We start from the raw sequence: 25,745 nt of genomic DNA, 5'->3' as shown, positions 1-25,745 counted from the left end.
GCTACCGGCGCGGCCATGACGACCCCTCCCATCGAACGCATCCGGAACTTTTCCGTGGTGGCCCATATCGACCATGGCAAGTCGACGCTGTCGGACCGGCTGATCCAGGTCACCGGCGGCCTGACCGCGCGCGAAATGAGCGCCCAGGTTCTCGACAACATGGACATCGAGAAGGAGCGCGGCATCACCATCAAGGCGCAGACCGTGCGCCTCAACTACAAGGCGAAGGACGGCCTCGACTACGTCCTCAACCTGATGGACACGCCGGGCCACGTCGACTTCGCCTATGAGGTCTCGCGCTCGCTGGCCGCCTGTGAGGGTTCGCTGCTGGTGGTCGACGCCTCCCAGGGGGTCGAGGCCCAGACCCTGGCCAATGTCTACCAGGCCATCGACAACAACCACGAGATCGTTCCGGTCCTGAACAAGATCGACCTGCCCGCGGCCGAGCCCGAGCGGGTGCGCCAGCAGATCGAGGATGTCATCGGTCTCGACGCCTCCGACGCCGTGCTGTGTTCCGCCAAGTCGGGCATCGGCATCGAGGAGGTGCTTGAGGCCATCGTCACCCGCCTGCCGGCCCCGAAGGGCGACCCCAATGCGCCGCTGAAGGCCCTGCTGGTCGACGCCTGGTACGACCCTTATCTGGGCGTGGTGGTCCTCGTCCGCGTGTTCGACGGCACATTGCGCGCCGGCCAGCGGGTCAAGATGATGCAGCACGGCTCGACCCATCTGGTCGACCGGGTCGGCGTCTTCACGCCCAGGAATACCCCGGTCGAAAGCCTCGGCCCGGGCGAGATCGGCTTCATCACCGGCCAGATCAAGGAGGTGGCCGACGCCGCCGTCGGCGACACCATCACCGACGAGAAGAAGCCCACGGCCGAACCCCTCAAGGGGTTCAAGGACGTGCAGTCGGTGGTGTTCTGCGGCCTGTTCCCGGTCGACGCCGCCGATTTCGAGGACCTGCGCGCCGCCATCGGCCGGCTGCGGCTCAACGACGCCTCCTTCACCTATGAGATGGAATCCAGCGCCGCCCTCGGCTTCGGCTTCCGCTGCGGCTTCCTCGGCCTGCTGCACCTCGAGATCATCCAGGAACGGCTCAGCCGCGAGTTCAACCTCGACCTGATCGCGACCGCCCCGTCAGTGGTCTACAAGATCGGCCTGCGTGACGGCTCCGAGATCGAGCTGCACAACCCGGCCGACCTGCCCGATGTGATGCAGATCGAGACCATCAGCGAGCCGTGGATCAAGGCCACCATCCTGACCCCGGACGACTATCTCGGCGGGGTCATCAAGCTGTGTCAGGACCGCCGCGGCCAGCAGGTCGAACTGTCCTATGTCGGGGCCCGCGCCCTGGTCATCTACGAGCTGCCGCTGAACGAGGTGGTGTTCGACTTCTACGACCGGCTGAAATCCATCTCCAAGGGCTATGCCAGCTTCGACTATGAGCTGAGCGACTATCGCGAGGGCGATCTGGTCAAGATGAACATCCTCGTCAACGCCGAGCCGGTCGACGCCCTGTCGATGCTGGTGCATCGCGGCCGGGCCGAGATGCGTGGTCGCTCCATGGTCGAGAAGATGAAGGAGCTGATCCCGCCGCATCTGTTCGTGATCCCGATCCAGGCGGCCATCGGCGGCAAGATCATCGCCCGCGAAACCGTGCGCGCCCTGCGCAAGGACGTGACGAGCAAATGTTACGGCGGCGACGCCACCCGCAAGAAGAAGCTGCTCGAGAAGCAGAAGGCCGGCAAGAAGCGCATGCGCCAGTTCGGCAAGGTCGAGATCCCGCAGGAAGCCTTCATCGCGGCGCTGAAGATGGACGACGATTGAGGCTGTCTTACCGGGTTAATCCCGCGAAGACGGTTTCGCCCAGGCTATGTCTTCTGACGGCGACGGCGCAGCTGAATGAAATAGAACGTCCAGAACATGACGGTGGTTGTCCAGCCCCCGGTCACCCAGGCCTCGTAACGACTGTCGCCTTGGAGGGAAAACACCCACCAGGCCGTTATGCCCAGCAAGAGAACCGTCGCCGTCAGCAGGCCACTGAGGCGGGGGGTCGTCCAACGGTTGCGGCCTACTGTACCGGTCATGGTTCTGAACCTTGGTCCCTGCGTGAGCGAGCATAACGACGTCCGGGACTTCTACGACCTGGAGGGGCCGCTATGGGATGCCCCGACCCATGAGCACAACTTCGAGTCTGTGCGTGGCGATTGACGGCGTCAAGCCGGATTTGTCGCCGAGCGGGCCGGTTCGACGCTGTCCGGACACATGTTGTCACGGCCCCAAAGCCGCAATCCGCGCCGCGATTCCGCTTGACAGGGCGCGGCCTCACCGCAATCCTTTGTGGTGGTTGGGTCGCCCACTTCAACTTCTGGATGATGGCGATGCCGCCGCGACGGGCCCATCATGAAACAGGCCCAAAGGGTTTCGGGAGGCTGCAAATGCGATTGATCATCAAGCCTGAACCGGACTGGGCAAAAGCAGACCGGCTAAAAACCCTGGAGTTCGCCACGGGCGTCGTCCTGGGCGCATTCGTCGTTGGGGTCGGGCTGTTTTTCTGGGGCTAGACCGGCCGGAATCGACGCTGCATCTGTGGCTGGTTGCGGTGTTCTGGCCTGGGAGGGGCACCGCGCGTTGCGGCCGCACAGGCGGCTTTCGATGTAACTTACGACTTGCCCCGGTTGAAGCGGGGGGCCTAGTCTTGTGTCTGTCGCCGGGGGGCGCGGCGGGACGGGGTCGGTAAAACGCGTGCAGGGCTTGGCTGGGATACTTTTCGCCGGACTGATCGCGGCCCCGCTGGCCCCGCAGGCCGCAGCGCAGACCGTGCCCGCGTCACCGCCGATCTTCCAGCCCGGCGCGCCGGGGACGGCGGCGCGGGTCATCACCCCGGCCGAGGCCGTCGCGCTGAGCCGCAGCACCTTCATTCCCGCCGACGCCGCCTTCATGCAGCATATGATCGTCCACCACGCCCAGGCGGTGGAGATGGTCGACCTGTTGCAGGCCCATGGTGCGGACCCGCGGGTGCAGCTGCTGGGGCGGCGCATCGCCTTGAGCCAGGCGGCCGAGATGGCGCTGATGCGCGACTGGCTGACGACGCGCGACCAGTCGACGGAGATGCCGGCCATGCCCGGGATGGATCACTCGGCCCATGCCGGCATGACGATGCCGCCGTCCGACACCCCGATCATGCCGGGCATGCTGTCGCCGGCCCAGATGCAGACCTTGGCCGCCGCCCGCGGCCCGGCCTTCGACCGCCTGTTCCTGCAAGGGATGATCCAGCACCATCAGGGCGCACTGGGCATGGTCGACGAGCTGCTGGCCGTGCCCGGTGCGGCCGAGGATCCCCTGCTGTCCGATTTCACCAACTCCGTCGTCGCCGATCAGTCGACGGAGATCCTGCGTATGCAATCCATCCTGTCAGACCTCTGACCCTTTTTCCGAAGGAGCGATCATGACCGTTCGCAACCTGCTGCTGTCCTCCGTCGCCGCCCTCGCCGTGGGGCTCAGCGCCACCGCCGCCGCGGCCCAGGCCGGTCAGGTCATCACGCCCGACGCCCGCAGCGCCCTGTCACCGGGTCTGCACGACGCCGGTCAGGCGGCCTCCAACCTGAGGCTGGAATATTCTGTCGCCCCGGCCCCGGGCTTCTTCGATCCCGAGGCCCTGTTCGCGCCGACGCCGCGCCGGCCCCGGGGTGAGGCCGCTCCCGCCGAGACCCACGCCGAGCCGGCGGTTAAGCCGAAATTCAGCCCGCTGGCCCTGTCCAACAGCGATATGGCCATGGCGCATGGCCGCCTGTTCGTCGGCAATTTCAACGGCTTCAACGCCTATGACGTGACCGGTGAGGGTGCGCCGAAACTGATCCTGTCGGTGGTCTGCCCCGGGGGGCAGGGCGATCTGTCGATCCACGGCGACCTGTTGTTCATGTCGGTCGAACAGACCCGGGCCCGCACCGACTGCGGCACGGCGGACGCCGAGGGCGACGTCAATGCCGAACGCTTCCGCGGCATCCGCATCTTCGACATCAGCGACCTGGCCGCGCCGCGCCAGATCGCGGCGGTCCAGACCTGCCGCGGCTCGCACACTCATACCCAGGTGCCGGACGCCGATGATCCGAACGTCCTCTACATCTACAACTCGGGCACCGCGGGCGTGCGCAAGACCGATGAACTGTCGATCTGCAGCGACGGCGAGCCGGACGCCAATCCGGAGACGGCCCTGTATTCGATCGATGTGATCAAGGTGCCGCTGGATCACCCGCAGGACGCGGCCATCGTCAACCGCCCGCGCATCTTCGCCGACCGCGACACCGGGGTGATCAACGGCCTGTGGCGCGGCGGCAGCGTCGGCATCGCCAGCCAGGACGCGGCCCAGACCAACCAGTGCCACGACATCACCGTCTATCCCGAGATGAACCTCGCCGCCGGGGCTTGTGCCGGCAACGGCATCCTGCTCGACATCTCCGACCCGCAGAACCCGGCGCGGATCTCCGAGCTGTTCGATCCCGACATGGCCTACTGGCACTCGGCCACCTTCAACAATGCCGGTGACAAGATCGTCTTCACCGATGAGTGGGGCGGCGGTATCGGCGCGCGCTGCACGGCCGAGGACCCGGCCAACTGGGGTGCCGACATGGTCGTCTCGATCGAGAACGGTCGCCTGCGCGGGCGCAGCTTCCACAAACTGCCCAGCGCCCAGTCGAAATTCGAGAACTGCGTCGCCCACAACGGCTCGATCATCCCGGTCCCGGGCCGCGACCTGATGGCCCAGGCCTGGTACCAGGGCGGGGTGTCGGTCATGGACTTCACCGACCCCGACCACCCGGTCGAGATCGCCTACTTCGACCGCGGCCCGATCGAGGCCGAACGTCTGCTGGTCGGCGGGGCCTGGTCGGCCTACTGGTTCAACGGCCGCATCTATTCCAGCGAGATCGCCCGCGGCCTCGACGTGCTGAAACTGGTGCCCGGTGACCAGCTGTCGGCCGCCGAGATCGCCGCTGCCGAGAGCGTCATGGTCGACGTGATCAACCCCCAGACCCAGACCCGCGTCGTCTGGGCCGACAGCCCCGACGTGGCCCAGGCCTATCTGGACCAGCTGACCCGGTCGGGCAGCGTCGAGGCGGCCCTGGCCGCACAGGTGCACACCGCCATCGACCAGTGGCGCGCCGGAGGCAGCGACGCCCGCGGATCGCGAGTCCTGGCCGGAAGCCTGAGCGCCGCCGCCGGCAAGACCCGCGGCACCGACGCCGCGCGGCTGACGGCGCTCGCCGGATTGTTCCAGCGCCGGGCGGGGTAGGGGGCGAGCCTACCTTGGGTTGGTAGCTGCATTTTCCCGGACGATGCAGGCTGGGGGGATGGAAACGCCCTTGCAGCCGACACTGCCGTTCCCGGCTTGTTCTGCTGGCAGGTTCCTGGCAGTCTCTCCTGACAAGCGTCCGGGTGAGTCGGGCGAGTCGGAGTATGCCCTGATGGTGAAGCAGGCGGGCCAGGCGGCGGCGGATAGCGCTGTTGACCTTGGTTATATCGATGCGCCTGCAAGGCCCGCGGCAGTGCAGCCGAAGCTGAAGGTTATTGAGGGCCAGGGCGGCAAGGACGCGTCGACCTTCACCTTTATCGACCTGTTCGCAGGCATCGGTGGCCTGCGTCGCGGGTTTGAGTCGATCGGTGGTTGCTGTGTCTTCACCAGCGAATGGGACAAGTTCAGCCAGCAGACCTATCGGGCGAATTTCCCGAACGACGATCATGAGATTAACGGCGACATCCGTGCCGTCGAGGCCGCGGACATCCCTGCGCACGATGTGCTGCTGGCGGGGTTCCCGTGCCAGCCCTTCTCCATCGCCGGCGTGTCCAAGAAGAACGCGCTCGGACGCGCGCACGGCTTTGAGGACAAGACCCAGGGCACCCTGTTTTTTGATGTGGCGCGGATCATCGCCCACCATCGTCCGGCAGCCTTCCTGCTGGAAAACGTCCGCAACCTGGTCGGTCACGACAAGGGCAAGACTTTCCAGACGATCAAGGACGTCCTGGAGCAGGAGCTGGGCTACAAAATCGACTGCCGGATCATCGATGGACGACACTGGACGCCCCAGCATCGTGAGCGGATTTTCATCGTTGGCTTCCGTGAGGACCAGGGATTCTGTTTTGATGACATGAAGCTGCCGGATGCCGCGCCGAAGCTGGTGGAAATCCTGCATCGTGAAGGTGATGAGTCCGAGATTCCTGACCAGCGGTTCACCGTCGGAAACTCGGGCCGGGTGGCCGATAAATACACCCTGACCGACAATCTCTGGGCCTATCTCCAGCGCTACAAGGAAAAGCACCGCGCCGCCGGCAATGGCTTTGGGTTCGGTCTTGTGGGCCCTGAGGATGTCGCCCGCACCCTGTCGGCGCGCTATCACAAGGACGGTTCGGAAATCCTGGTGAAGCAGGAGGGCAAGGGCCCCCGGCGGCTGACGCCCCGGGAATGCGCCCGCTTGATGGGGTTCGACTCGCCCCGGGGCGGCGACTTCATCATCCCGGTCTCGGACACCCAGGCCTATCGTCAGTTCGGAAACTCTGTTGTGGTGCCGGCCGTGAAAGCCGTTGCCGAACATATGAAGCCGCACCTGTTTGCTGCCCTCGGAAAACGGCCGAAGGCCAAGCTTGGCTGACGTCGTCGATCCGGCGACCCGCAGCCGGATGATGTCCGGTATCCGGGGCAAGGATACCAGGCCTGAAATGCTGATCCGCCGCGGGCTGCACGCGCGCGGTTTTCGTTATCGGCTGCACTGCAAGGACCTGCCCGGAAAGCCGGACCTGTGCTTTCCCAAACATCGCGCGGTGATCTTCGTTCACGGCTGTTTCTGGCACGGCCACGAGTGCCACCTGTTCAAATGGCCGCAAACGCGACCGGAGTTCTGGCGCGAGAAGATCGGGCGGAACCGGGAGGTGGATCAGAGGGCGACTGGTCTCCTGGAAGCAAACGGTTGGCGTGTGGCCATCGTCTGGGAGTGCGCACTGAAGGGCCGGGAGGAAATTGGCCTCGACGTCGTTTCCGGGCGATTGTCTGAATGGCTTATGTCGAATGTGGCGCGACTGGATATGCGGGGGCAGGGATGAAGCGCGGTTCTCTTTCGACCTACTTCGCTGGCGTGGGAGTAAAGTCCCTGTCGGCGACTGAAATTGACCCGACGGTGTCTCGAGGACACGAGCTTCAGGGCGTGGACGCTATTCAGGCGTTTCTCGGAGTGCCGGTAGATAAGCGCCGCATTCAGGCCCGGTATTTTTGGCTGTCTGACGACGAAGATCCCCTGACCTTCGAGGGTGACGTCACTTGGTACGACAGCCGAAAAGGCAAGGTCGATCGGGTCCCTGAGCCGCGGCTCTACTATCCCAAGGCTTCAGAGCCGATCGTCTACAGGGCAAAGCCCGGCGACACCCTGTTTGTCTGCCTCGGTCGCGACGAGACGATCACCTTCCTGTTCTGCGGCGTCGGCACCACGATCGAGAAGCAGTTGTTGTGGCTGTTCGGGTTGCAGGTCGGCGGTGGGGACATTGTTGAGAAGGATTTTCGGGGCGGCGCGGATGTCGAGCTCGGCCTCTCGGCAAGATATATCCTCGGCCTCATCGGCATCGACGCCCGAATTGAAGACGATGATTGGCTGGCCAGGTTGACGCGAAAATTTGGCAACAAATTTCCGACTACCGCCGTGTTTTCTGCTTTCGCCCGAACAACAGCAGCAGGTGTTGACGTGATCGGTGACCCTGACGGGACCTTGTTGCGATGGCTCGAGATGGAGGAGTTGCTGTTCTACACGCTCGAACGGCACATCGTTGATCAAAGGCTTCGGGCCGGATTTCTGGTCGAAGGCGAGGCGGACGTCGACGGCTTCGTGTCGTTTTCCCTGAGCGTGCAGAATCGCAGAAAATCCAGGGCTGGTCATTCGCTGGAGCATCACCTCGCCAGCGTTTTTGAGGCGCATAAACTCGATTTCGATCGGGGCGGAAGGACGGAAGGAAACAAGAGGCCGGACTTCCTCTTTCCCGGAACGGGCGCCTACCTCGACCCCACCTTTCCCGTGAACGCACTTACCCTTCTCGGAGCGAAGTCGAGCTGTAAGGACCGTTGGCGGCAGGTCCTGTCTGAAGGGGAGCGGGTTCCCCAAAAGCATCTGGTCACCCTGGAGCCCGGGATTTCGGTGAACCAAACTGATGAAATGCAGGCGGCTGGACTGCAGCTGATTGTGCCTGGCCCTCTTCATTCCAGCTACCGGCCGGAACAATTATCCTGGCTTATGTCTCTTGCCGACCTGCTGGCTATGACCAAGGCCCGGGCGGCGTAGCATCCCCCCTTGACCCCGCCCCCCATCAGCCGCACTCCGGCGTATGGCCAGTGAAACCGTCTATATCCTGCAGACCTATGTGGCCGGACCGGGCGGGGCGTTGAAGGCCGAGCCGCAGGTCGGGTGCAAGGATGCCGAAGAGGCGCGGCGCAAGGCCGAGCGGCTGGCCCCGCTGCGGCTGGGGGTGGTGGCGTTTTCGGTCTCGGCCGACACCGAACTGGGCGACTATGACGAGCGCCCGACCATCCTCTTCAAATCCGGGCAGCTGCCCGAAATGTTCGACTGAGGGGCGGCGCCCGCCCCTACATTCCGCCGAAGAAGTCGCGCTTGCCGATCGGCACGCCCCGGGCCCGTAACAGAGCGTAGGCGGTGGTCAGGTGGAAATAGAAATTCGGCTGGGCGAAGCCGATCGCATAGTCGCGGCCGATGAAGCGCATCTCGCCCGAGGGGAAGGTCAGCACCACCTCCCGGTCTTCCTGACCGTCGACGCTCTCGCGCGGCACCGAGGCCAGATAGTCGAGGGTGGCGCGGATACGGGCCTGCAGCTGGTCGATCGTGGTCTCGGTGTCTTCCATCACCGGGGCATCGCGTCCGGACAGGCGGGCGACGCACAGCTTGGCGCTGTCGGCGGCCATCTGCACCTGCCGTGTCAGCGGATGCATGTCGGCGATCAGCCGGTGCTCCAGCAAGGCGTCGGCGTCCTGGCCGGCGTGGTCGCGCGCCTTGTCCAGCAGGGCCGACAGGGCTTCCAGCCGTTTGCTGAACAGGGGGACGGTGAGGTCGTACAGTTCTGTGGCCATGGCAGCGGTCTAGCCCCCCGCACTACCGGCGTCGAGGGGGACGGCGCGGCGACCGATGACTCCGTCAGGCGCGTTTCGCGGCGCGGCGGAATTTGAAAACACCGTTCTGTGAGTGCATGGTTTTGCCCGTCACGGGGGGGTCTGTGCGGCTCCGCCTCAATATCCGATTGAAATTGCACGGAGAGTTGACGATGCAACGCCCATTTTTCCATACCCTTCTGTCCGGTGCCGTGGGGCTGGCCGCCCTGACGGTCGCCGGGACCGCGCTGGCCGAAGACCCGTCGCTGGACGCCGTCCGCGCCGCGACCGACCGCTTTCGCGACGTCAATGTGGCCCTGGCCGAGGGCTATATCCGCGACCCGATGAACAGCTGCGAGACCGCGGCGATGATGGGTCTGCCCGCCGCCGACGGGGCCATGGGGGTGCACTATTTCCGCCCGGATCTGCTGGGCGTGACCGCCCCGCCCAACCCGCGGGTGGACGGCAACGGCACCCACACTGATTTCAACACCCCAGCCGTGCTGATCTATGAGCCGCAGGCGGGCGGGGCGATGGAGCTGGTCGCGGTCGAGAATCTGGTGTTCATCGCCGCCTGGGAAGCCGCCGGCCATACAGCCCCGCCCAGCTTTCAGGGCGTGCCCTTCGACCGGATGGCGGACGATCCGGCCACCCCGGTCGACGAGGCCCATATGTTCGCGCCCCACTATGACCGGCACGTCTGGCTGTATCGTGCCAATCCGAACGGCATGTTCAGCCCGTTCAACCCGGCGGTCAGCTGTGCGGCCCATGTCGAGGCGTCTGGAGACCACCACGGACACTGATGCGCCACAGGCGTGCTGACGGCGGTTGACCCGGTGGCCGGGCAGGCCGAGTCTGGCCACCGCAACTGTCCGAAAGCCCGCCCATGTCCGTCGATGCCGCCTTTCTGAACGCGAAGGCCCCCCGTCTGGCCGTCCTGATCGACGCCGAGAACGCCTCGTCCCGGATCGCCGAGTCGCTGTTCGCCGAGATCGCCACCCTGGGCGAGGCTTCGGCCCGGCGCATCTATGGCGATTTCGCCAGCGCCCAGATCCAGGGCTGGACCAAGGTACTGGCCCGCTATGCGATCCAGCCGCAGCAGAATTTCGCCAATACCAAGGGCAAGAATTCGGGCGACATCGCCCTGGTTATCGATGCGATGGACCTGCTGCATTCGGGCCGGTTCGACGGTTTCTGTCTCGTGTCGTCGGACGCCGACTTCACCCGGCTGGCGTCGCGCATCCGCGAGGAGGGGGTCGACGTCTACGGCTTCGGCGAACAGAAGACGCCCGAGAGCTTCCGTCAGGCCTGCACCCGCTTCATCTATACCGAGAACCTGAACGTTCCCGTCAGCGAGGCCGCGACGACCACGGGCGGACGGGCAGCGGCGGCCCCGGCGGCGGGCAAGCGCAAGCCGTCCGAGGCCTCGCGGATGATCGCCTCGGTCCTTGCCGACATGGACGAGGACGGCGACGGCTGGGTGTCGATCGGCGGCATCGGCAACCGGCTGCGCAACGCCTATCCCGACTTCGACCAGCGCACCTACGGCTGCGCCAAGCTGTCGGACCTGATCCGCGCCACCGGCCGGTTCGAGATCCAGCCCGGAGCCGGCGGGGCCATGCGGGTCCGCGACAAGGCCTGATACGGGGCCTGACCGCGGGGGCTCAGACGGCGGCGGGGATGGCGAACACGATCACGGCCAGGGCCAGCAGGACGGCAAAGGCGTACAGCGCCGCCCGCGCCGGCTGGTCCGCGCGCCATGCCGACAGGGCGGCCTGCAACGACTGCAGCGCGTAGAAGACCACGAAGGCCCGCGACGCCCAGGTGATGATGCCGAAGATGTCGGTGGCCCAGATGATGGCGATCGCCGCCAGCGCCGTGGCGAGGTTGCCGAGCTTGACGTTGATGCGTTTGCCCGAGGATTCCGCCAGCAGGCCGCCCGCCCCGTTCATGTCGGCGACCGCCGCCGACAGCTGCGACGCCAGCGCTGTCAGGATGATGACCGGCGCGACCATCACCCCCACCGGACGCAGCAGGTCGATGATGGCGGTCTCGTCGCTGTGGGCGATCGGCGCGCCGGTGAAATAGCTGGTGATGAACAGGAAGAAGAGCAGATAGACGGCGGTCGCGATCCACTGGGCATAGCGCATGGTCCGGACCCGGGTCTCGCGGTCGTAGGCGGCCCCGAGAAAGCGCGAGGTCTCGAACCCCTGCACCAGAATGACCAGACCCAGCAGCACGCGGCCGTCGTGCATCTGAAAGTCGGGCACCGGCGCGTCCCAGCCGAACGTGCCCCGGACCATCGCCACCCCGCCCGCGATGAGCAGGGCCGCCAGAAGGCCGAGGATCAGCGTCAGTTTGAGACCGACGGCATTGACCGCCACCCGCTCCAGCGCGTCGAGCCCCCCGGTCGCGCCGATCGCCCCGACCGAGGCGATCACGGCGGTGGCGGCGATGCGAATCCAGAGAGTGTCCGTGACTCCCGCAAAGCGCAGGCCGAAGGCGGCGAACAGATGGAGGTAGTAGGCAACGGAGACAAAGTAGGCGAGGGCCAGCGCCAGTTCCGACGCCCGTTCGATGATCCGCACCGTCCGCGAGGCCCCGGCCTCGATCTCGGGCTCGACATGCATGATGTTGTGACGGATCGCCGACCCGAACAGATAGCCGGTGCCGCACAGGACCATCATGGCGGCGATGGCCCAGTTGCCGGCCAGTCCGGCCAGCAGGGGGCCTGCGACCAGAAAGCCCGAGCCGATGATCGAGGCCAGCGGTGTGACCGTCGCCTGCCAGGTTTCCGACCCCACCAGGCGGGGACGGAACAGGAAGGCCGCCCCGGCGATCAGCGCCAGGATCAGGGCGACATTGGTCAGGTTCATCAGTCCGTCTCTCACGTGCAGGGGGGAGGCAGGAACCGTCCGGGGCCGCCAGCTTTACCGCAACGGCCGGGCCCGGATTATGTTGCAGGGTGGTGTCGGGTTCTAACCGGCCCGAACGGCGGCGATGATGTTGACGGTCTGGCGCACCCGGGCCTCGATCCCGGCCCAGTCCTTCGCCTTGATGGCCGCCTCGGTGATCAGTTTCGAGCCCATGCCGGCGGCGACGATGCCGCTGCCGAACCATTTGGCGATACTGGCCTCGTCCGGGTCGACGCCGCCGGTCGGCATGATCTTGCTCCACGGCATCGGCCCCAGCACCGCCTTGACGAAATCGGCACCGCCGACCGAGGTCCCGGGGAACAATTTGACGATCTCACAGCCCAGTTCCTGGGCCGTCGAGATCTCGGTGACCGAGCCGCAGCCGGGCGAATAGGGGACCATGCGCCGGTTGCACAGCCGGGCGATCTCGGGGTTCAGGGTCGGGCTGACGATGAAGCGGGCGGCCGAGGCGATGAACAGGGCGGCGGTCGGAGCGTCGACGATCGAGCCGACGCCGAGGATGATGTCGGGGTCAGAGGCGGCGAACTCGCGCGACAGGTCGGTGAACAGCTGAAAGGCGAAGTCGCCGCGATTGGTGAATTCCACCGCCGGAGCCCCGCCGCGGGCGCAGGCGCGGATGACGTTGAGGCAGACCTCGGGATCCGGATGATAGAAGACCGGAACCACGCCCTGGGCTTGCAGAGCGGTCAGGACGGTGAGGCGGTCGTGGCGCATGGTGGTCTCCGTGAACGTCGTCCTGATTCAACCGGGACGGCGGGGGCGTCAAGGGACCTACGTTCAATCCGTGTGTCCCATGCGGTGTTCGCCGGACAGATATCATTGGTAACAGGAATTTTTCGTTTACGATGGAAGGTGCGGTCCGGCCATGGAGACCACTGTGCAAGATACCGAACAGGCGCGCATACAGGCCTTGCGCGCGCAGCATGTGCTGGACACCGCACCCGAGATCCGCTTCGACCGGATCACGGCCATGGCAGCCACCCATTTCCAGGTGCCGATCGCCCTGGTGTCCCTGATCGACACCGACCGCCAGTGGTTCAAATCCTGTATCGGCCTCGATGTCAGCGAGACCCCGCGGGAACTGGCGTTCTGCGACCATGCCATCCGGCTGGGCGAGGACGCGGTGTTTCTGGTCAGGGACGCCAGCGTCCACCCGTTGTTCGAGAACAATCCGCTCGTCACCGGTCCACCCCATATCCGCTTCTATGCCGGGGCCGTACTGACGACGTCGCAGGGCTTCAACCTGGGTACGTTGTGCGTGATCGACACGGTGGCTCGACCCGAGGCGACCGAGGCCGATTTCGACCACCTTAAGGTGCTGGCCAAGCTGGTCGTCGACCAGCTGGAGCTGGGTCGGGCCCGGCAGAACATGGCGGAACAGCATCGCCTGCTGGACATGGCGCAGATCCTGTCAGGAGTGGGCCACTGGCGTTATGACGTGGCCAGCGCCCGGGTCGAATGGTCGGACGAGGTGTTTCGCATCCACGGCCTGCCGATCACCGACCCGCCTCCGGTCTTCGCCGAGGCGCGAAAGCTCTACCATGAGGACGATCGCGCCCATCTGACCGCCCTTCTGGAAGCGGCCCTGATCACCGGGGAAGGCTATGAATGCCGGATGCGGATCTGTCGGCCGGACGGGGCGGTGCGACAGACCTCGGCCAAGGTCGAGAGCATGTGTGACGAACAGGGGCGCATTACCGCCCTGTTCGGCGTGTTCCAGGACATCACCGAACAGCATGAAGCCCAGGCGCGGCTGACCGAGGCCAAGGCCGAGGCCGAGGCGGCGACGGTGGTGAAGGCCGAATTCCTGTCCAATATGAGTCACGAACTGCGGACGCCGCTGACCAGTATTCTCGGCTTTTCGTCCCTGCTGGACGAGGAACCGGATCTGTCGGCGGCGGCCCGGCGTTCCGTCGACCGCATCGCCGGTTCGAGTCAGGCCCTGCTGACTATCGTCAACGACATTCTGGACTTCACCAAATTGGAGGCCGGCCAGGTCGAGATCGAGGTTCGCCCGGCCGATATGCACAACCTGCTGGAGGGAGCCCTGGGTCTGTTCGAACCCCAGGCCGCCCAGAAGTCCGTATCCCTGCACTTCGCCGAGACGACGCGTCTTCCGGGGACGTTGCTGGTGGATGCGGAGCGGGTGCGGCAGGTGCTGCTGAACCTGATCGGCAATGCCGTGAAATTCACGCCTGCCGGAGCCGTCACCCTGACGGCCCGCTATGATCGGCAGACGTCGCGGCTTCGCTGTGAGGTCACCGACACCGGCCCCGGTATCCCCCCCGACCGGCTCGACCGGCTGTTCAAGCGATTTTCCCAGGTCGACGCCTCCACCACCCGCGATCACGGCGGGACGGGGCTGGGCCTGGCCATTTCCAAGGGATTGATCGAGGCCATGGGCGGCGAGATCGGGGCCACCAGCCAGCCCGGCGACGGCAGTACCTTCTGGTTCGACCTGCCCTGCGACATCGGTACCGCCGCGCCGCGCCCCCAGCGCCCGGCCGGCGATGTCAGCGGTCTGGAGGGGGTGCGTCTGCTGGTCGTGGACGACAGTGCCATGAACCGGGAGATTGTCGCCCTGATGCTGGCCCCCTACGGGGTCAAGGTCACCGACGCCGGCTCGGGTCAGGAGGCGATCGATCTGGCCGCGACCACGCCCTTCGACCTGATCCTGATGGATATCCGCATGCCGGACCTGGACGGTCCCACGGCGACACGGGCGATCCGCGAGGGCGACGGCCCGAACGGCGCGATTCCGATTCTGGCCTTCACGGCGGAACCCGAGAACGCCGGCGGCAAGCTGGGCTGGGCCAGCCTGTTCGACGACCGGGTCGCCAAACCGGTTTTCGCCGAGGATCTGTCGGCCAAGATCAGTCGGTGGACGGGCCCGGTCACCGTGGCGGAAGATGCCGACGCCGGGTGATCTAGAGCGAAATCGGTTGAGTTGGACGCAGTCCAACTCGGCTCAGATTTCGCTCCAGTTTGAATCTGGACCATTTTTTGGATTCAGGTCGAGTCGACCTGAAACAAAAATGGTCTAGGCCGCGTGTGACCGGGAACGATCCCCGGCCAGCCCGATAATCCGCTTCACCAACGCACTGTCCGTATCGAACAGCGGGTCCAGCACGGTGAAGTGGTTGAGACCGGGCAGGGGGTCGTAGCGGGTCTCCACGCCCTTGCCGCCCCACAGGTCGGCCATCATCCGGCTCTGGCGCAGGAATTCCGCGCTCTCCTCGCCGCCCACCACACAGTCCAGCACCGTGCCGCCGGGGGTCGAGCCGTCGGGCACCGGCCAGTGGATCGGCGACAGGGCGGCAGCCTCGGCCGCGTCCAGCCGCAGGGCGTCGTTCAGTGAGGTCGGGATCAGGGGGGCCAGGTCGAACACCCCCGAGATGGCCACGGCGGCCCCGGCCCGGCCCTCGCTGAGCATACAGGCGGCCATATGCCCGCCGGCCGAATGGCCGAAGACCACCGGGCGACGGCCGCTGCGCTCACGCACCGCCTCGACCGCGGCGCGGACCTGACGCAGGATCTGGCCCAGACGTACGTCCGGGCACAGGTCATAGGACGGGATGGCCAGGCTGACGCCGTGGGCCAGAAAGGCCGGGGCGATGCCGGAAAACCAGCCGGGGTCCAGCGCCTGCCAGTAGCCGCCGTGCAGGAAGACGACGACCAGCGCATCAGACCCCGCCTCGAACAGGTCGAAATATTCGCGGTCGCCCGGACCGTAGGCGATCTTTTGCGGCGGGGTGGCGGCGCGCGCGGCCCCGGCGGACTCGCGCCAGCGCGCCATCACCGCCGGATGGTCGGGGACGAGCGCGCGATTGTTGTACTGGGCTTCGAGGGACATCGTGGGGCTTTGGGGCTGGTGAGCAGGGCGTAGTGAGTAGGGCTTGGGGCTTAGGAAGCAGGGTTGGGCTTGGCCTCTGGCCGGAGAGCGGACTAAGCCCTAAGACCTAAGCCCTACTTCCTACCCCTTCGGAGCCCCCGCCATGATGACCGCCATCTTCGTCTTCATCAAATGCGAGCTGGGCCACGCCAACGACGTGGCGGCCGACATCGTCGACAATGTCGCCAAGGTCTCGGAGGTCTATTCGACCTCGGGCCAGTACGACCTGCTGGCCAAGTTCAACCTGCACAAGGACGAGGACATCGGCACCTTCGTCACCAGGGTGGTGCAGACCCGGCCCCACATCCGCGACACCTTCACCGTCATTACGTTTTCGCCGTTTTTGCCAACGGGCGGACAGTGATCCTTCCCCCTTCACGGGGGAAGGTGTCAGGCGGAGCCTGACGGATGGGGGCGCTGACGTCGCTGGACGGTTGAGGTGTGCCAACCAGGCCCGGTCGGGCTGGTACCCTCGCCCCCCATCCGACCCGCTCCGCGGGCCACCTTCCCCCGCAAGGGGGGAAGGGCGTGTTGGCTGACGCAGCGTCACCCGTGAATCGCTGCTAACGTCGCTGCGCGAACCGGAGACAGTGCATGACCGATCTTGAGACCTTCCGCGCCGAGACGCGGGTCTGGCTGGAGGCCAACTGCCCGGCCGAATGCCGCGGGCCGGTCGAGAGCGACGAGGACCGGGTCTGGGGCGGCCGCAACCCCGTCTTCCGCACCCCGGCGCACAAGCTCTGGATGGAGCGGATGGGCGCGCGTGGCTGGACCGCGCCGGAATGGCCGGCCGAATACGGCGGCGGCGGACTGTCGCGCGAACAGGCCAAGGTGCTGGCCTCGGAGATGCGCCGCATCGACGCCCAGATGCCCCTGACCAGTTTCGGCGTCTGGATGCTGGGCCCGGCCCTGCTGCAGTTCGGCACCGAGGCCCAGAAGAAGCGCTTCCTGCCCGAGATCGTGCGCGGCGAGATTCGCTGGTGCCAGGGCTATTCCGAGCCGGGCGCGGGCTCCGACCTGGCCGGGCTGCAGGCCCGGGCCGTGGATCAGGGTGACCACTGGATCGTCAACGGCCAGAAGGTCTGGACCTCCTATGCCGACAAGGCCGACTGGATCTTCTGTCTGGTGCGCACCGACCCCGAGGCCCCCAAACATCTGGGCATCAGCTTCGTCCTGTTCGACATGGCCACCCCGGGCGTCTCGACCAAACCCATCACATTGATCAGCGGCAAGAGCCCCTTCTGCGAGACCTTCCTCGACGACGTGCGGGTCGAGAAGGAAAACCTCGTCGGCACGCTGAACCGCGGCTGGGACGTGGCCAAACATCTGCTGGCGCATGAGCGGACCATGATCGGGGCCATGGGCTCGATCGGCGGCGGCCGGCCGATGGGTCAGGTGGCGGCGGACTCGATCGGGGCCGACGACGAGGGTCGGCTGGACGATCCGATGCTGCGCGCGCGCATCGCCGAGCTGGAGGTCGATCTGGCCGCCTTCCATCTGTCGATGGAGCGGGTCGGGGATCAGGTGAAGGCCAAACAGGTTAGCCCGGCCATCGCCTCGATGCTGAAATACTACGGCTCCGAACTGAACAAGCGCCGCCACGAACTGGCCATGGCCGCCGGCGGTTCGGACGCCCTGGAATGGGAGGGGGAGCGGTCGAAGGACGGCAAGGCGGCGCGCGACTGGCTGCGCACCAAGGCCAATTCCATCGAGGGCGGCACCAGCGAGGTGCAGCTCAACATCATCGCCAAACACCTGCTGCACCTGCCGGGGGCGTGATGACGGGGGCGCTCGCGCCTTCCTTCCCCCTTTACGGGGGAAGGTGCCGGCGGAGCCGGTCGGATGGGGGTGCTGGATGACCGCCCCCTCCCGATGGAATGCGAGCGCCGCCGACCTCTTCAACCCTGCAAACACCCCCATCCGTCGCGCGCCGCGCGCCACCTTCCCCCGCAAGGGGGGAAGGAGATTGGAGACAAAATGCCGCTGATCCTGACCGAAGAGCAGACCATGCTGAAGGACGCCGCCGACGGCTTCCTCAGTGAACACGCGCCGATCGCCCATCTGCGCAAGCTGCGGGATTCGAAGGATGCCGACGGCGTGTCGCGCGACCTGTGGCGGGCCTTTGGCGAGATGGGCTTTGCCGGCGTCATCATCCCCGAGGAACACGGCGGCTCGGGCCTCGGCGCGGTCGAGGCCGGGGTGGTGGCCGAGGCCCTGGGCCGGACCCTGACCCCGTCGCCGTTCATGGGATCGGGCGTGCTGTCGGCCCGGGTGCTGATCGACGGCGGCTCGGCCGAGCAGCAATCCGCATGGCTGCCGCGCATCGCCGCGGGCGAGGCCATGCTGGCGCTGGCGATCGACGAGGGGGCCAAACACGCGCCGTCGAAATGGACGACCACGGCCCAACGTTCGGGCAATGGCTTCAAGCTGAACGGGGCCAAGGGCTTCGTGCTGGACGGCCATGTCGCCGACGCCCTGATTGTCGCCGCCCTGACCGAAAACGGCCTGACCCTGTTCCTGGTCGATCCGAAGACGGCGGGCGTCGAGATCGAGCGCACCGTCATGGTCGACGCCCATAATGCCGCCCGGATCACCCTGACCGATGTCGCGGTCGACGCCGATGCGGTGATCGGGGCCGTCGACGGCGGTGAGGCCCTGCTGGAGGGCGCAATGAATCTGGGCCGGGCCTGTGCCGCGGCGTCGCTGACCGGGGCCGGGGACCAGGCCTTCCAGACCACGCTGGCCTATCTGAAAACCCGCAAACAGTTCGGCAAGGCGATCGGCGAGTTCCAGGCCCTGCAGCACCGCTCGGCCCATCTGTTCACCGAGATCGAACTGGCCCGGGCCGCGGTGATGGGGGCGTTGCAACGCCTCGACGCCGGGCGTGAGGATGCGGGTCTCGCCGTCTCGGTGGCCAAGGCCAAGGCCGGCAAGGTCGCCGAACTGGCGGTGCAGGAGGCGGTGCAGATGCACGGCGGCGTCGGCATGACCGACGAATACGACGTCGGCCTGTTCATGAAGCGGGTGCGGGTCCTCAACGAACTGCTCGGCGACGCCGGCTTCCACGCCGACCGCCTGGCCCGGGCCCAGGGGTACTAACGCCTTCTGCCCCCCAAAGCTGTCGTCATCCCGGGGGCGCGCAGCGAAGCCCGGGACCCAGCGGCGCGCGAAGCGCGATCTGTTCAGGCAGGGTCCCGGCTTCAAGCCCCTCTCCCGTGGGGAGAGGGGTTGGGGAGAGGGGGTACGGTGTCCCCATGATCGCACCATAACCCCTCACCCTTTGACGCTTCGCGCCGCCCTTCGGGTCGCGCCAGAACGACGGCGGTCGCCGTCGTGCGCTCAAGGCCTCTCCCGCCGGGAGAGGGATGCGCGGTGTTTGCGAAAAACCATCCGAATTCCTCCCCCCAATCCCTTGCCCCGCACCACCTTGCCCGTTTCTCCAGCCCAATCTCCCGCCCCCCTCCAGCCGCATGCCATCCTGCCCCGGTCCCGTCGCAAGGAAGGGCCGCCTGGCCTGCGACCTGGTGTGTGGCGGGAGTGGGGGAGCGGGGTCAGGGTCGGGCGAGGATACCCCGGCCGCTCCGGGACCGGGTCACAGGCCCGGCCCCGCCCGCGGCGATCGGTGCGGCTAGGCGGTAAGACCGTTGCCGACCGCACGCTCGTCGAAAATCCTCACGCGGAGCGTCGGTCTTCGTCGAAACGGTAATCCATCAGAACACCGGGCGAAGGTCCGGCGCTCCGCCTGCCCTTCCATAATCGCAGCGAAAGCGTGCGGACGATGACGCGTGTTCATATTCCTTCTCCCGCAAGGGGAGAAGGACCACCCTACCCCCGCAGATCCGGCGGGGTCGCCTCTTCGGTCAGCAGGCGAATGGCCTCCTCGACCGGGACCACGGTCTGGGCCTGGGAGCCGAGGCGGCGGATGGCGACCTGACCGGCCTCGGCCTCGTTGCGACCGACCACGGCGATGACCGGGACCTTGCCGACCGAATGTTCGCGCACCTTGTAGCCGACCTTCTCGTTGCGCAGGTCAGACTCGACGCGCAGACCGGCCGCCCGGAATTTGGCGGTGACCTCGCGGGCATAGTCGTCAGCGTCCGAGGTGATGGTGGCAACCACGGCCTGGACCGGGGCGATCCACAGCGGGAAGGCTCCGGCATAGTTCTCGATCATGATGCCGATGAAGCGCTCGAACGACCCCAGGATGGCCCGGTGCAGCATGACCGGCCGGTGCTTCTGGCCGTCCTCGCCGATATATTCCGCGCCCAGACGTTCGGGCAGGACATAGTCCAGCTGGATGGTGCCGCAGGTCCATTCGCGACCGATGGCGTCCTTGACCACGAAGTCGAGCTTGGGCGCGTAGAAGGCCCCGTCGCCTTCGGTGACGACCGGTTCGGTCCCGGCGGCGCGGGCGGCCTCGGCCATCAGCGCCTCGGCCTTGTCCCAGAATTCGTCGGACCCCGCGCGAACCTCGGGCCGCGTACCCAGGCTGATGTAGGCCGTCTCCATGCCGAGGTCCGAATGGACCGAGCGGGCCAGATCGATGAACCGTTTCGTCTCGTCGACGATCTGGTCCTCGCGGCAGAAGATGTGGGCGTCGTCCTGGGTGAAGCCGCGCACCCGCATCAGACCGTGCAGGGCCCCCGACGGCTCATAGCGATGGCAGGCCCCGAACTCGGCCATCCGCAGAGGCAGCTCGCGATAGGACCGCTGGCCCTGGTCGAAGATCTGCACGTGGCCCGGGCAGTTCATCGGCTTCAGGCTCAGGGTCTCGCCCTCGACCGTCTCGCACACGAACATATTGGGCCGGTATTTCTCCCAGTGGCCCGACTTCTCCCAGAAGGTCCGGTCCAGCACCTGGGGCGTCTTGACCTCGACATAGCCGGCGGCGTCGAGACGGCGGCGCATATAGTCCTCAAGCACCCGCCACAGCACCCAGCCCTTGGGATGCCAGAACACCATGCCGCGGCCCTCTTCCTGCATGTGGAACAGTTCCATCTGCCGGCCGATCTTGCGGTGATCGCGCTTTTCGGCCTCCTCGATGCGCAGCAGATAGGCGTCGAGATCGTCCTTCGAGGCCCAGGCCGTCGCATAGATGCGCTGCAGCTGGGCATTGCGGTGGTCGCCGCGCCAGTAGGCCCCGGCCAGCTTGGTCAGTTTGAAGGCCTTGCCGACGAATTTGGTCGAGGGGAAATGCGGCCCGCGACACAGGTCCTTCCAGTCGCCCTGGAAATAGACGCTGATGTCCTCGCCCTCGGGCAGGTCGCGGATGATCTCGGCCTTGTAGGTCTCGCCGATCGACTCGAAATGCTGGATCGCCTCGTCGCGCGGCCAGACCTCGCGGCGGATCTTCTGATCGCGGTCGACGATCTCGGCCATTTTTTTCTCGATCCGCGCGAAATCGTCGGTCGAGAAGGGCTCGTCGCGGGCGAAGTCGTAATAGAAGCCGTCCTCGATGGCCGGGCCGATAGTGACCTGGGTGCCGGGGAACAGGGCCTGGACCGCCTCGGCCATCACATGGCTGGCGTCATGGCGCAGGGTGTCCAGCGCGGCCGGATCGTCGCGCATGATGATGCGCAGCGCGCCGGACTTGCCGACCGGGGCGTCGAGGTCCAGCAATTTGCCGTCCAGCTCGATCAGCGCGGCCTTCTTGGCCAGCGACGGCGAAATCGAGGTGGCGACGTCGCGGCCCGTGGCGTCGTCGGGATACTGGCGCACGGCGCCGTCGGGGAATTTCAGATCGATCATGGGTCAGTCTTTAACAGGCGGAACCGGGTCGTAACCCGACTTTCCGAAGGGGTGGCATTTGCACAGGCGTTTGACGGTCAGCCAGCCGCCGCGTGCAGGTCCGTGTTCAATCAGGGCCTGGGCCGCATAGTCCGAACAGGTCGGCATGAAGCGGCAGGATTGCCCGATCAGCGGGGACAGCGTCAGCTTGTAGCCCCGATGGGCCGCGCGGACGCCGCGTTCGTAAAGGGTTCTGCCGGGGGCCATGTCGGACTGCTTATCCCCCGCGCGGGGGGATGGGGCAACCGGGAGTCAGGCCGCACCGGCGCGACGAGTTCGGGTGCCGAGGGCCTTGCGGGTCAGGGCGGCGTGAACCGCCTCCAGCGTGGCCTCGATCGCCACCAGGGTCGAGGCGTGTCGGGCCGGGTAACCGGCCACCTGTTTCAGGGCGCGCAGGCCCTCGAACCGGCCGCTTGGGCCCTCGCCGCCGGTCTTGAGCATGGCCAGCGTGGCGTCGCGGGCGGTTTCGATCTCGGCGGCCGTGGCCCCGATCACCGATTCCCCCAGCACCCCGGCTGCGGCCTGGCCGAGGGCGCAGGCCTTGATGTCCTGGGCGAAGGCGGCGATCCGGTCCTGATCGTCCAGCACCACGTCGACGATGGCCTTCGAACCGCACAGTTTGGCGACCCGCTCACCGGTGCCCTCGGGCGCAGGCAAACGTCCGGCGTGGGGCAGGTTGGCCGCCAGCCTGAGGATGTGGGCGCTGTAGAGCTCGTCGATCATGCGATCGAATATAGGCGATCAGGAGCCCTGGAGCGAGGTCCAGGTGCGGGCCCCGGCCGACGGGCCGTCGGCACCGCTGCGGCTGCGCAGCCATTCGATGTTGCTGTCGGCCTGTTCCGGCGGCAGATCGCGGCGCAACATCTGTTCGGCTTCGGCCGACTTGCCCTGCAGTCCCAAGGCCATGGCCAGATTCAGCCGGACCTGGAGATTGGCTCCGGGCTGGGCGGCGGCGCGACGCAACAGGGTTTCGGCGGCGGCGGCGTCGCCCGCGGCCAGATAGCCGATGGCGACATTGTTGAGGATGTCGGGATTGTCCGGTGCCAGACGCAGGCCATCGTTCCAGGCGGCGCGGGCATCGTCGGGGCGTCGCACCTGCTGGTAGGCGGTCCCCAGCAACGACAGCGGCCGCCAGTCGTCGGGCCGGGCGGCGCGGGCCCGTTCCAGGGCGGCGATGCCGTAGAAGGCCTGTCCGCGGGCGATATGGGCCCGGCCGAATTCCAGCAGGGCCTCATAATTGTTCGGCTGGGCCACCAGCGTCTTGCCGGCGGTCTCGGCGGCCTGGTCATAGCGACCCAGTTCGCGCAGGGCCCGGGCGGCGCTGGGACCGGCCACGGGATCGGCCGGGTTGATCTCCATCTCGCCGGTCCAGAACAGCGACCGGGCCAGCGGGGCCATCCGCTCATAGGCGGCGCGGACCTCGGCCGTGGCGGGCACGCGGACGGCGGGTGCGGCGGGTGCGGCGGCGGTCACGGGGTCACCGGCGGCGGCCGGTGCGGCGACCAGCAGGAGCGCCAGAACGGCGGAGACGGTTGCGGCCTTGGCGAGGGTGGGCGACATGGAGTCATCCGTGGGACTATTCGGCAATCCGCAAGGGTCGCGCGTCCGCGTCAACCTTTGGTTAATCGGCCCGAAGATCGGCCGGAAAGGCGTCATTGATGTCCGTGCTTCATCCCGATCTGCTCAGTGCCGGTGCCGATCAGGCCCTGCCGGTCCATGTCATCCTCAAGGATGGAGTGCTGGATCCGGCGGTCGCGGTCTGGGCCCGGGCTCATGATTTCACCGGCAAGGCCGGTCAGTTGCTGGTGCTGCCGGACCCGAAAGGGACGCTGGCCGGAGCCCTGTTCGGGGCCGGGGACAGTTTCGATCCGGGCAGCGCCCGGGGACTGGCCGCCCGCCTGCCCGCCGGGGTCTGGCGGCTGGAGGGTCTGCCCGTTGCGGAAGCCGGGGCGGCGGCTCTGGCCTTCGCCCTGGGGGCGTACCGTTTCGACCGTTACCGGACCCGGTCCGATACCGCTCGACCGCGCCTGATCGCGCCGGACGGGATGGATGTCGCCGGGACACTGCGGATCGTCGCGGCCTGTGAGCTGGCGCGGGAAATGGTCGACACCCCGGCCGCCGACATGGGGCCGCTGCAGATCGAGACCATCGCCCGCGAGATCGCCAGCGAGAGCAGGGCGACCATCGCCGTGACCGAGGGCGAGGCCCTGCTGGACGCCAACTATCCGGCTATCCACGCGGTCGGCCGGGCCGCCGCGCCGGCGCGCCAGCCGCGGATCATCGAGATCGGCTGGCAGCTGGACCGCACCGACCTGCCGCTGGTGGCCCTGGTCGGCAAGGGTGTGGTGTTCGATTCCGGTGGCCTCAACATCAAGGGCGGGGCCGGTATGCGCAATATGAAGAAGGACATGGGCGGGGCGGCCCATGCCCTGGCCCTGGGGCGGCTGGTGATGCAGTCGAACCTGCCGGTGCGGCTGGTGGTGCTGGTGGCGGCGGTCGAGAATGCCATCTCCGCCGACGCCTTCCGGCCCGGGGATGTGCTGAACAGCCGCAAGGGCCTGACCATCGAAATCGGCAATACCGACGCCGAAGGCCGACTGGTGCTGGCCGACGCCCTGTGCCGGGCCGGCGAGCACACGCCCGACCTGACCCTGGATTTCGCCACCCTGACCGGCGCGGCGCGGGTCGCCCTGGGGCCGGAGCTGCCGCCGCTCTACACCGACGATGACGCCCTGGCGGCGGATTTGCTGGAGGCGGGCCGGGCGGTCGCCGATCCGCTGTGGCGCATGCCACTGTGGCCCGGTTATCGCGCCGCGATCGACAGCGAACTGGCCGATGTGCGCAACGATTCGGCGGCCTGGGCCCAAGCCGGATCGGTGACCGCCGCCCTGTTCCTGCAGCGCTTCGCTCCCGAAACCGGGGTCTGGGCCCATATGGATATCTTCGCCTGGAACCCGCGGGCGCGGCCGGGCTGGCCCGAGGGCGGCGAGGCCCAGGCGATAAGGGCGTGTTTTGCGATGCTGGCGGCGCGTTTTCCGGTCGCGCGTTAACGGGACTTTCGGCTTCGCGCGCGAAACTGGCGGCTCAACAGTCCGGGCCCTGATTTGACTCATACTGCCGCCGCCTTCGATCCCCGCACCACCCTCGCCCGGCCCGACCTCGCCGAGCAGGCGCTGGAAGGGCTCGTGCGGGCCGAGGTCTATCGCGAGGTGACTGCGATGCAGTGCGTGACCCCGGTCGCGTCGATACGGATTCGGCCGGATTCGGTCAGTGAACAGACCGACCAGCTGGTGTTCGGTGAAGGCTTTGACGTGCTGGACCGGCGGGCCGGTCAGGTCTGGGGCCGGGCCCGTCGCGACGGCGTCGTCGGCTGGGTCGCCAGCGAATCGCTGGCCGCGACGGTGACGCCCCCGACCCACCGCGTGTCGGTTCTGAGCGCGCCGGCCCACGCCTCGGCGACCTCAGCCAATGTGGTGATGACGTTGACCCTGAACGCCCTGGTCAGTGCCGGCGACCTTGAGAACGGCCGGGCCTTTGTCGGCGGGGCGGGTTGGGTCGATGTCGAACATCTGGCGGCGCTGGACCAGTTCGATGCCGACCCGGGTGAAACCGCCGAACGATTCGTCGGGGTTCCCTTTCAGGCCGGGGGGCGCACGGCGCTGGGCACCAATTGCACCGGACTGGTGCAGCAGGCGCTTTATGCCTGCGGTCTGGGCGGCCCGCGATTCTGTGACGAACAGTCCGCCCTCGGCAGGGGGATCCGCAGCGAATCGGTTCGTCGCGGCGATCTGGTGGTCTGGAACGATCATACGGGCGTCATGCTGGACGCCGAACGGGTCGTGCATGCCAGCAGCCATCACGGCGCTGTCGCCGTGGAAGCCCTCGGCGAGGCCGATGAGCGCGAACGGGCCGGCGGATCCGAAGCCCCGGTATTCCGGCGCGTCACGCTCTAGGTGTGAGCTCTCAATAGGTTGTCCATCCGGTCCAGGCCGGGGAAGCT

The 25,745-nt window shown here is 66.9% G+C and carries 25 protein-coding genes; 16 read left to right on the top strand and 9 right to left on the bottom strand.

The window, feature by feature from the left end; all coding sequences use genetic code 11:
- Window positions 1-15: 15 nt before the first annotated feature.
- Window positions 16-1,824, top strand: coding sequence for a translation elongation factor 4 (gene lepA / locus AAC050_RS02465; RefSeq protein ID WP_339913468.1), 1,809 nt, complete (start codon window positions 16-18; stop codon window positions 1,822-1,824).
- Between the two features lie 44 nt (window positions 1,825-1,868).
- Here the strand turns inward: lepA and AAC050_RS02460 are convergent, their stop codons facing one another.
- Entirely contained in the window at window positions 1,869-2,084 is a 216-nt protein-coding gene (locus tag AAC050_RS02460) for a hypothetical protein (RefSeq protein ID WP_339913467.1), read from the bottom strand.
- Between the two features lie 351 nt (window positions 2,085-2,435).
- Here AAC050_RS02460 and AAC050_RS02455 point away from each other — a divergent pair, with 351 nt between their 5' ends.
- The 7 genes from AAC050_RS02455 (at window position 2,436) to AAC050_RS02425 (ending at window position 8,598) form a co-directional block, all read left to right on the top strand.
- Window positions 2,436-2,561, top strand: coding sequence for a hypothetical protein (locus AAC050_RS02455; RefSeq protein WP_339913466.1), 126 nt, complete (start codon window positions 2,436-2,438; stop codon window positions 2,559-2,561).
- A gap of 190 nt (window positions 2,562-2,751) precedes the next feature.
- A complete protein-coding gene (locus tag AAC050_RS02450) occupies window positions 2,752-3,423 on the top strand; it encodes a DUF305 domain-containing protein (protein ID WP_339913465.1) in 672 nt (223 codons plus the stop codon).
- Between the two features lie 22 nt (window positions 3,424-3,445).
- Window positions 3,446-5,287, top strand: coding sequence for a hypothetical protein (locus AAC050_RS02445; RefSeq protein WP_339913464.1), 1,842 nt, complete (start codon window positions 3,446-3,448; stop codon window positions 5,285-5,287).
- A 19-nt stretch (window positions 5,288-5,306) separates the two neighbouring features.
- Complete coding sequence (dcm, locus tag AAC050_RS02440; protein WP_339913463.1) at window positions 5,307-6,641, top strand: DNA (cytosine-5-)-methyltransferase; 1,335 nt, start codon at window positions 5,307-5,309, stop codon at window positions 6,639-6,641.
- Entirely contained in the window at window positions 6,634-7,089 is a 456-nt protein-coding gene (locus AAC050_RS02435; RefSeq protein WP_339913462.1) for a very short patch repair endonuclease, read from the top strand. The genes dcm and AAC050_RS02435 overlap by 8 nt, the downstream gene beginning before the upstream one ends.
- Entirely contained in the window at window positions 7,086-8,312 is a 1,227-nt protein-coding gene (locus AAC050_RS02430; protein ID WP_339913461.1) for a type II restriction endonuclease, read from the top strand. The genes AAC050_RS02435 and AAC050_RS02430 overlap by 4 nt, the downstream gene beginning before the upstream one ends.
- Window positions 8,313-8,355: 43 nt before the next feature.
- A complete protein-coding gene (locus tag AAC050_RS02425) occupies window positions 8,356-8,598 on the top strand; it encodes a hypothetical protein (protein WP_339913460.1) in 243 nt (80 codons plus the stop codon).
- Between the two features lie 16 nt (window positions 8,599-8,614).
- On the opposite strand, the gene AAC050_RS02420 is transcribed toward AAC050_RS02425, so the two are convergent.
- Window positions 8,615-9,112: a DUF1993 domain-containing protein gene (locus tag AAC050_RS02420; RefSeq protein ID WP_339913459.1), complete on the bottom strand. Its 498-nt coding sequence runs from the start codon at window positions 9,110-9,112 to the stop codon at window positions 8,615-8,617.
- A 191-nt stretch (window positions 9,113-9,303) separates the two neighbouring features.
- Here AAC050_RS02420 and AAC050_RS02415 point away from each other — a divergent pair, with 191 nt between their 5' ends.
- Both AAC050_RS02415 and AAC050_RS02410 read left to right on the top strand, forming a co-directional pair.
- Window positions 9,304-9,933 (top strand): hypothetical protein, encoded by a 630-nt coding sequence (locus AAC050_RS02415; RefSeq protein ID WP_339913458.1) that lies wholly within the window; start codon window positions 9,304-9,306, stop codon window positions 9,931-9,933.
- A gap of 83 nt (window positions 9,934-10,016) precedes the next feature.
- Window positions 10,017-10,772: an NYN domain-containing protein gene (locus AAC050_RS02410; RefSeq protein WP_339913457.1), complete on the top strand. Its 756-nt coding sequence runs from the start codon at window positions 10,017-10,019 to the stop codon at window positions 10,770-10,772.
- 22 nt (window positions 10,773-10,794) lie between these two features.
- On the opposite strand, the gene AAC050_RS02405 is transcribed toward AAC050_RS02410, so the two are convergent.
- Window positions 10,795-12,006, bottom strand: a complete 1,212-nt coding sequence (locus AAC050_RS02405; protein WP_339913456.1) for a hypothetical protein — start codon at window positions 12,004-12,006, stop codon at window positions 10,795-10,797.
- A gap of 102 nt (window positions 12,007-12,108) precedes the next feature.
- Window positions 12,109-12,780 carry a bifunctional 4-hydroxy-2-oxoglutarate aldolase/2-dehydro-3-deoxy-phosphogluconate aldolase gene (locus AAC050_RS02400; protein WP_339913455.1) on the bottom strand — a complete coding sequence of 224 codons (672 nt, stop codon included), beginning with the start codon at window positions 12,778-12,780 and terminating at the stop codon, window positions 12,109-12,111.
- A gap of 163 nt (window positions 12,781-12,943) precedes the next feature.
- On the opposite strand from AAC050_RS02400, the gene AAC050_RS02395 reads away from it, so the two are divergent.
- A complete protein-coding gene (locus tag AAC050_RS02395) occupies window positions 12,944-14,992 on the top strand; it encodes an ATP-binding protein (protein WP_339913454.1) in 2,049 nt (682 codons plus the stop codon).
- Between the two features lie 114 nt (window positions 14,993-15,106).
- Here the strand turns inward: AAC050_RS02395 and AAC050_RS02390 are convergent, their stop codons facing one another.
- A complete protein-coding gene (locus AAC050_RS02390; RefSeq protein WP_339913453.1) occupies window positions 15,107-15,919 on the bottom strand; it encodes an alpha/beta hydrolase in 813 nt (270 codons plus the stop codon).
- A 142-nt stretch (window positions 15,920-16,061) separates the two neighbouring features.
- On the opposite strand from AAC050_RS02390, the gene AAC050_RS02385 reads away from it, so the two are divergent.
- From AAC050_RS02385 to AAC050_RS02375, 3 genes are all read left to right on the top strand, one after another.
- Entirely contained in the window at window positions 16,062-16,322 is a 261-nt protein-coding gene (locus AAC050_RS02385) for an Lrp/AsnC ligand binding domain-containing protein (protein WP_339913452.1), read from the top strand.
- Window positions 16,323-16,552: 230 nt separating this feature from the next.
- Window positions 16,553-17,737: an acyl-CoA dehydrogenase family protein gene (locus AAC050_RS02380; RefSeq protein WP_339913451.1), complete on the top strand. Its 1,185-nt coding sequence runs from the start codon at window positions 16,553-16,555 to the stop codon at window positions 17,735-17,737.
- 198 nt (window positions 17,738-17,935) lie between these two features.
- Window positions 17,936-19,057 carry an acyl-CoA dehydrogenase gene (locus tag AAC050_RS02375; protein ID WP_339913450.1) on the top strand — a complete coding sequence of 374 codons (1,122 nt, stop codon included), beginning with the start codon at window positions 17,936-17,938 and terminating at the stop codon, window positions 19,055-19,057.
- 726 nt (window positions 19,058-19,783) lie between these two features.
- Here the strand turns inward: AAC050_RS02375 and thrS are convergent.
- Genes thrS through AAC050_RS02355 form a run of 4 tightly spaced genes read right to left on the bottom strand, consistent with a single transcriptional unit; the run spans window position 19,784 to window position 23,305 of the window.
- On the bottom strand, window positions 19,784-21,706 hold the full coding sequence (thrS, locus tag AAC050_RS02370) for a threonine--tRNA ligase (protein ID WP_339913449.1): 1,923 nt from the start codon (window positions 21,704-21,706) through the stop codon (window positions 19,784-19,786).
- Window positions 21,707-21,709: 3 nt separating this feature from the next.
- Window positions 21,710-21,952 carry a membrane protein insertion efficiency factor YidD gene (gene yidD, locus AAC050_RS02365; protein ID WP_339913448.1) on the bottom strand — a complete coding sequence of 81 codons (243 nt, stop codon included), beginning with the start codon at window positions 21,950-21,952 and terminating at the stop codon, window positions 21,710-21,712.
- A 45-nt stretch (window positions 21,953-21,997) separates the two neighbouring features.
- Window positions 21,998-22,468, bottom strand: a complete 471-nt coding sequence (locus tag AAC050_RS02360) for an iron-sulfur cluster assembly scaffold protein (RefSeq protein WP_339913447.1) — start codon at window positions 22,466-22,468, stop codon at window positions 21,998-22,000.
- 18 nt (window positions 22,469-22,486) lie between these two features.
- The gene (locus AAC050_RS02355; RefSeq protein WP_339913446.1) at window positions 22,487-23,305 is read right to left on the bottom strand and encodes a tetratricopeptide repeat protein; all 819 of its coding nucleotides are present in this window, start codon (window positions 23,303-23,305) and stop codon (window positions 22,487-22,489) included.
- Window positions 23,306-23,403: 98 nt separating this feature from the next.
- On the opposite strand from AAC050_RS02355, the gene AAC050_RS02350 reads away from it, so the two are divergent.
- Both AAC050_RS02350 and AAC050_RS02345 read left to right on the top strand, forming a co-directional pair.
- Entirely contained in the window at window positions 23,404-24,795 is a 1,392-nt protein-coding gene (locus tag AAC050_RS02350) for a leucyl aminopeptidase family protein (protein ID WP_339913445.1), read from the top strand.
- A gap of 54 nt (window positions 24,796-24,849) precedes the next feature.
- Window positions 24,850-25,698 carry an NlpC/P60 family protein gene (locus tag AAC050_RS02345; RefSeq protein ID WP_339913444.1) on the top strand — a complete coding sequence of 283 codons (849 nt, stop codon included), beginning with the start codon at window positions 24,850-24,852 and terminating at the stop codon, window positions 25,696-25,698.
- Window positions 25,699-25,745: the final 47 nt, after the last annotated feature.

Source organism: uncultured Brevundimonas sp., from assembly GCF_963974615.1.
In the GTDB taxonomy this organism is placed as follows: domain Bacteria; phylum Pseudomonadota; class Alphaproteobacteria; order Caulobacterales; family Caulobacteraceae; genus Brevundimonas.
The sequence above is the reverse complement of the archived record's forward strand: the minus strand, read 5'-3'. Positions and strand labels throughout refer to the sequence as shown.